3 protein-coding genes are annotated in these 7,520 nt (G+C 46.6%); all 3 read right to left on the bottom strand.

What is annotated here, in order from left to right:
* Positions 1–2,771 (bottom strand): phage tail spike protein (locus tag CCB157_RS15990; protein WP_143287111.1); only part of this gene is annotated, 2,771 nt, incomplete at its 3' end.
* Complete coding sequence (locus tag CCB157_RS15985) at positions 2,771–5,122, bottom strand: distal tail protein Dit (protein ID WP_077616833.1); 2,352 nt, start codon at positions 5,120–5,122, stop codon at positions 2,771–2,773. The genes CCB157_RS15990 and CCB157_RS15985, both read right to left, overlap by 1 nt.
* Position 5,123: 1 nt before the next feature.
* Positions 5,124–7,445, bottom strand: coding sequence for a phage tail protein (locus CCB157_RS15980; protein WP_077616832.1), 2,322 nt, complete (start codon positions 7,443–7,445; stop codon positions 5,124–5,126).
* Between the last annotated feature and the right edge of the window lie 75 nt (positions 7,446–7,520).

The following is a 7,520-nucleotide window of genomic DNA, read 5'->3' as shown; positions in this document are numbered from 1 at the left end:
AAAACGCCGCCGTAAGATGTATCTCCATGAGAGAAGACCAATTCATCAGGATCTAGTCGTACCAGATGTTGCTTATTACCTTCATGCGATTCGATAACTAGTTCTAAACCATCGAATGTCCCTGTAGCATTCAAATCGTCCATTATATTGGTTATTATCAAGTATCCGCTGGTAAGTTCTGCTCTATTTAAAACTGTGTAACCACCAGACGTATTTTCATATTTGCTCATGATAGTATCCGAAGCTATTGAAATTTCACCATTAGCTCCGGATGAGTGAAATTCTGAGCTATTAATCGTGACGCCGTTTATCGTCCCCGCATTTACCGTGCCCAAATTCGCCGATATCCCCGAAAGACTATCCGCGATAATTTGGTTTGCCAAAATCGTACCGGTATACACACCAGTGTCGGTGATCATCGTTGTTCGGCCATTCCACCGTGACGCGCTGGCGATCTGCGAATCGCTCAATAGACCCTTCAGTTTTGAAACGTCAAGCGTTCCGTCGCTGTTGAAAAACGAGCCGCGATCCCAAATCGACTTATTCGCATTGATTGTCGATTGGGCAGCGTTTGCGGTATTTTGTGCATTCGTTGCGGTTGTTTGCGCCGTATTGGCGGTTTGTTGTGCCGTGTTCGCAGTGTTTTGTGCATTTGTGGCAGTGGTTTGTGCTGTATTTGCAGTACTTTGAGCGGCATCCGCTTTCTCTTTAGCGAGATCAGTGATTTTTTTGAGTAGCGCGGTTCGAGCGTCATAATACGCTTTGAACTTCGAGCGAAATGTCGGACCGTCGATGTTGCTCGTCGTCGTCAAATTCGCGAGAAGCGGCGTGATATACGAATTTAACGCACTGTATGCATTATCATAGTTCGTTTTTTCCGTTGTGATGCCATACGTGTCTGCTTGTGCATCGATCGTCGGTTTTTCAGATACAATTGCGTCCCATTCTTTTTTCGTCGCTTGTTTTTCGGACGGCGTGAGTTTACTGTCGCTCGAAATATCCGCGAGCATAGCGTTTGCTTGCGCCGCTTCATTTTGTGCTTCATCTGCCGTTTGTTGCGCTGCATCGGCAGCCTGTTTGGCTTGGTCAGCCGCTTGCTGTGCAGCGCTTGCCGCCGACTGTGCGTTGTTTGCTGCCGTCTGCGCCGTATTCGCTGTTGATTGCGCGCTCTGAATATCCACTAGCACCGTGCCTGCCGGCCTACCATTTACGGCCGCCGTATCCGCAGCCGTATTCATCCCAGTCACGTCCGATACAACGAGCCACCCTGAGCCGTCCCATCGGAAAAGCGTGCCAGATGCCGGGTTGTACCAGAGATCGCCCACGCCTTCAGCGGTCGGCGCCGTATCGCTGAAAAACGTTTGTACTTTTTTGTCCGCGGTGGCTTGTGCGTCGTTTGCGCGATTGAGTGCTTCGGCGATACCATTATCCTGCGCCGGCTGCCACCCACCGTTTTGCCAGATATACGGCTTGTTTCCATCATTGGTATCGAACCAAAGATCGCCTTCACTCGCTGTCTCCGGCGGATCCGGTTGATAGAAGGACGTGATCTTTCCATCAGCAGTAGCTTGTGCTTTTGCCGCGTCTTGAAGCGCTTGGGCGGCCAGACTTTTTGCTGCGGTCCATGCGTTTGCATTTCGGAAAAGGGTTTTTTGGATTGCTTTGATTTCAGCCGGCACGACGACCGTGACTTCATGATAGTTGCCGAAAGTGTATGAGAAATTCCCATTTGGATCATCCAACTCCGGCATTTCCGTTTCAAGCACGCGCGCTTCGAGATAGATCGCGGGGTCGAATGCTTCGTCTTTGATTCGGATGTTCATGCCGGTTCGGACTCTTTCGTGTTGCAATCCGGGAATTTGTTCGAGCGCGGCCGCTGTTACGTCCCATTCCACCACGCTATTGATGCGATTTTGTAATTCTTTCTTGGTCGCATCAAGAAGCTCTTGCGGCGTGACTTCGGTACTGCTTTCCGGTTGGTACTCGAAAATGCCCCACACATGCCGGCCGGCGTTATTCCAACGTTGAAAAGCATTGTCATCTTCGACATAGATTTTTCCATCGTTTACGCTCGCAAAAGTAACGATATTGCCGTTCTCGTCAGCCGGTCCGACTCCGATCAGCCGCGTGCAGATATTGTCAGCATTTTCTTTCCGATGAATACCGAGCATATCTTTTCCGAAGACGATCTCTTTGCCATCGAAAACATCGTCCGTCTCGAGTAGATCGACAATTCTTGTGATCGTTCCGTCATTGTGCACTTCGACTCGAAACCGAAGCTCAAGCCCGAATGTGCTCGCTATTTGATTCAGCGCCGCGAGAGGGCTGATGTAGCTATCGAATTTGATAGTGCGGCTGCCGGCAAAGTCGATTTGGCCGGGCTGATAGCGTGTACCGGCAAGAACGAATTGAACAGCCGTCTCCGGCGTCTGCCCCGCGAGTGTTTGTGGTGCGATGGGCTGTTCCGTACCAAGCTCGGTATGGTCGCCCAACGCTGTCACGATGAGCATTTTCCCATTTTCATCATGTACTTTCTCGACGGTTTCAATAGAAAAAAGACGGTGAAAACCGTCTTGATCTTGTGCGGTGATTTTGTTTTTCGGAATGATGAACTTCGCCGTTGGACTGTCCGCCAATGTCGTAAACTCGAAAATGAGCTGATTGTCATCGAGAGATTCGGTCATCTTTGTATCCCAGTAGATTTTCGAATCTGAATGATTCACGAGCACGTCCAGCACTTGTTCCGTTTGTCTGTCGAGTATATGGATCATCAATACCACCTCGGCCGATAGTCGACGGTGACGATCGCGGCGTCGTTCGGGTTCACGGCGAGTTCTGTTTCACCTTTTCCGAGCAGGAAGAATGAAGCGCCAAAATCCTTGGCCGACATAAAAATATCACCATTTTTGTAGATGCAAGCTGCTTTGTGGTCAAATTGCAAAACATCACCCGGATAGGCAATGTACGGCACCTGATCTGTTGACGGGTTATGCAGATCATATACAAAAACATGGTTGATGCTCATCGTTGGAATTGGCGTATATTTCAGATGTGATCCGATGTGAACTTGAATTTGTGCGAGCTGGGCCGTATATTGATTTTTCGTATCCACGAACGTTTTTTCCACATAATCCACATATGTCCCCGAGCGATCGGTAGGGCCTGTTCGTTTCGCCGTATAGAAATGCCAACGATTTCCCTTCCGCTCAATTACGAGGGACCCATAGTAGTCATTGAGAGATCCGGTTTTTTTCCCGTATGTGGTGAAAATAGTATCCGTGCTCGGCCCAAGCTCCCAAAATGCCTTGACGTCTTTTGTTTTATTTGAGAAGTCGCCGATGGACATCCGGAAAACGATATTGTTCGCGGTATCCAAACCATACACTTCTATTCGACCTACACCGTTTGCGCTAGATGTAATGTCTATGAGCGCGTGAACTCGGAAATCTTGAAGCGGATTCGGTAGCGATTTTTTAAGTGCCGGGCCTGCCCATCCATTGTATGACGGTCCGAAATCCTTCACCGTGAATTTATTTCCGTCCGTTTGAAACGAACCTTGGATGATCCCTCCATCAATAACAGATCCCGGACCCCAGCCCGTGAGCGTCCCCATCTCGTCTTGCATAACGGGTTGATCACCATCAACCGGCATCTGATCAACCGAATACGGCTGGCCAACTCGCATATATGAATCTGGTGAAATAATATCAAGGAACGTGATCGGCTGTTTCACATACGCCGTGAATACCGGATACGTTTCCGCAGTGCCCTCATTCGTGACGATTGTCGGCGTTTGGACTTCGAGACTACCGTCTAACGGCAAATACGCCGTCGTATATTCGTCCACCGTGAAGCCGTTTTGGTATGCGTCGAGAATTTCGGCATCCGAACGGGCGATTTTAGAAATGCGAAGCTCACTAATGATTGTGTTCGCTTGGGTGGTAGTAGATGTATGCCCAATATCAATTGTTGCACCTATTGTTTGTGGTAAATATGTCGGAATTAAAATTTCACCACGTTTTACCCCGTCGATGAATACCGCAAATCGTGAAGAGTCCCAAACCATAGCGAAATAATGCCATCCGTCTGGTGTTAATGAATCGGCGGGCGACAAGCTATGTGTATTTCCAGCATTATCAGCTATAGTAAATATCCAGTACGGAGAATTATTATGTTGGATTGTGATTCTGTTTGCATTTCCAGAACCATTGAAATGGCTGAAAAATCTACTGATTCTACTTGTTTCACGTACTTGTGCATCAACATAAGCCCAAAATTCTATTGTCCCGGACAGTGGATTCAACACCCCATCCGTCGGCAATGTCAGCGTTTCTGGTTGGCGTGTGCCGTCCACAAAAGAGGTTGCGTAGGGTTTTTGTTCGAGTTGGACAAATTGCGGCGTGCCGTTTGCCGGGGTCAGCGTGATAGTCGCATTAGACACGTTGAATGTGAGTGTCTGCCCAACCGACACGCTTCCGGTGTATCCTCCAGAAATGTTGACTTGTCCCGTTCCGCCGCGGACAGACAAAGTATATGTTCCATTGAGCGTTCCGCTTGTCCATGCGGATGTAAGATTCTTTGCCAATGCTGACGGGATGAGATTTGTCGTCCCCTCCTCAACCAATATCCCGCCACTCTCAAACCGCGGCTGATTCGCGTCCACTTGTGTGCCGTCGGAAAGGTATGCGATGGAATTCCGTGTGAAAGTGGCAGGCGGGACATTGATCGTTTGGGTGCGGAGGGGGCCGTATTTGTATGGGTCAAAGCAGATAAACACCAAAGTACCTTTTTGTAACGATAGGATTTGCTGTTCTTGTCCGTCGGAATAGGCAATTCCAAAATATGTTTTGTCCGGTTCATCAGCATAGACAATTGGAACAGGTTCGTCTATCTCGAGTATGGTGTTCAGCTCATCAATTTTTTGGCGAAGTTCCGTTTGCGTATGGGCAATAATTTTATAGTCATTTTCGAGAATGCGCTTCGGTTTCTGTTTTGACACAAAGTATGAACCTGGGCGGCCCGGGACCACGATTTCAGTAAAATCAGCTTGAATAAGCCCGCGGCCGCGAATATCCGTGATTTTCATATATGGAGATAGATCAACACCATTGTAGATGATCAAGTTACTCACCTCGGAAGCGGGAACGTATGCTATCACGGCGTTTTTGCTCGTCCAAATAGTAATCAATGGTCGCAAGCATCACTTGCCGGCCATCGATGTTTATGACGGCGTATTGTGGTGGTTGTATTGATTGTTTATGATTCAAACTATTATGCTGTTTACTTCCTATGCTTATCTGTTGTTTCATATCTGTGAAGGAACTAACAGGCATCACATTCCCGATCGGCGCTGACATTCCTTTCAAACGGTTCACAAAACCGCTCACAACGGGAATATCAGGTTTCATCCATTCCGTCATTTGTTCTGCTTTTTTGAGAGTTGACGCTTTCTCTTTGTCGATACCTATTTGCCAACCGAGCATCATGTTTTTCCCGATCATGTCGCGCATCCAACGAGACGGGGAGTGAATGCCAAGAAGGCCGGTAATTTTCTTTTTGATTCCCCCGACGACATTTTTAATCGCTTTACCTACAGCACCGACCATCGATTTTATGCCGTTGATAAGCCCCTGAATAATGTTCTTACCGATCGAGTATAGATTGATAGACTTGAGCGGATTTTTAATGAAATTTACTACCGCTTTAAACGCGGATGAAGTCATTGATTTGATTGCATTCCAAGCACGAGATAATCCATTTTTGATGCCATTCACAATGCTGATGACCACACTTTTAATACCGTTCCAAGCGGCAGATGCCGCTGATTTTATACCGTTCCAAATGGCCGTGGCGGTGCTTTTTAACCCATTGAAAACCGCTTTTACCGAATTGACAAAGCCTTTTACAATTGAGACAACAACGTTCTTTAGCGATGTCCAAATCGTCTGTGCGGCTTTCTTAATATTGTTCCAAATTTGAGAGAGGTGGCTCATGAAGCCCTTTAAATCCCCTGTTACTAAATCGATAAGAAGCAGAATTGGACCGAGTATAACGTTTTTAATAATCGTCCAAGCAGCTTGTGCCGCGGTACGAATATTTGACCAAATCGTCGAGAAAAATGCAACTAATGGTGCAAAGATGGCTTTAATCGTTGTCACTACAGTCGCCCATGAAGAAACTACCGTATTCCAAAGACTGATAAAGAACTGTACAACGACACTCCAAGCACTTTTGATAGGTTCCCAAACTGCGATTGCAACGCTTTTGATACCATTCCAAAGGTTTATAAAAAAGTCTTTGATCGTTCCCCAATATTGAATAATAAGAAGAGCTGCAGTGATCGCCGCTCCAATGACTAATAGCCAAGGGCTTTTCATTAGGGTGTCATTTAATGCCTTTTGAGCATTTTGAACAATTTCTATAGCCGCCTTGGCCTTTTGAAATGTTTGAAATGCCAAATACATAGACAAAATTCCGGATGATACCGAAGCAATGAGTGGCAACCAGGGTTTTAAGGTATCATAAACTTCCTTAATTTTATTGACGATGAGTGGGAGATTTTTCGCGATACCATTCAGAACTTCCTCAAATTTTTTCCCTACATTGGAAATCAAAGTCTGCAAATTCGGCAATCCGTTTGATGTCAACATTTTGTCTATACTTTCGATGATGTTCGTCACGCCGCGAACGACAGCCGTTTTCATGTTCGTAAAAGCCGTTCCGATGCCACCACTGCTTTTTCTGGCGAGTTCCGCAAAACCACCTACTCCACCATCAAGTTCAATAAGCTTTTTGTTAAATTGATCAAACGTGATTCTGCCTTTTTTAAGCGCATTGAATAAGTCATTCTGCGCTGACTTTCCTGTATATCCAAACGCCTCGGCAACTTTGTTCAGAGCAATCGGCATGGTTTCTTGCAATGTACGCCATGACTCTAAATCAACGGTTCCAGTCGATAGCATCTGGACATACTGTTCTAGTCCACGTTCGGCATCTGCCGCACTTGCCCCGGACGCAAGAAAGGCATCATTCAAGGCTAGAGTGGTTTTGGTTGCCCCGTCGAGATTTCCAGTCATCAAAGCGATACGCTGTGTCGTTTTGGCGACGCTATCTAAAGTAGTCGGAAGGCCTTGAATGCCTTTCGAAAGTGTGTCGATTGCTTTTTTGGATTCTTTGGCATCAAAGCCCATTAATTGAAGCACTCGCGGAAAATTGTTCAATGTGTCATATCGGGATATGGCACCTTCGAGCGAGCTTTTCACCATATCGATGCCTTTTGAGACCAACGCCGTGATTCCAATTGCAGATAGAAGAGTTTTAAGCCCAAGCGCCGCTGTTTTTCCAGCTTTTCCAACGCCTAAAATCTGATTGTTGAGATTAGCAACGTCCTTCACGACCCGTCCATCGTCAAGCGTTACATCGATAATGACTTTCCCGTCAGCCATTTATTCCACCTGCCTTTCGGCATAAAAAAAGAACCTATTCAGGTTCACTTTTTCTTGCGTAAATATTTGTTTGCC

It is taken from the genome of Caenibacillus caldisaponilyticus (assembly GCF_002003465.1).
GTDB lineage: Bacteria > Bacillota > Bacilli > Bacillales > Sporolactobacillaceae > Caenibacillus > Caenibacillus caldisaponilyticus.
Note: the sequence above shows the minus strand (reverse complement) of the source record. Positions and strands in the feature narration are given on the sequence as shown.

Excerpts from the sequence above, each read along its gene's own strand:
- CCB157_RS15980 (WP_077616832.1), bottom strand. The coding sequence starts at position 7,445 with ATGGCTGACGGGAAAGTCATTATCGATGTAACGCTTGACGATGGACGG.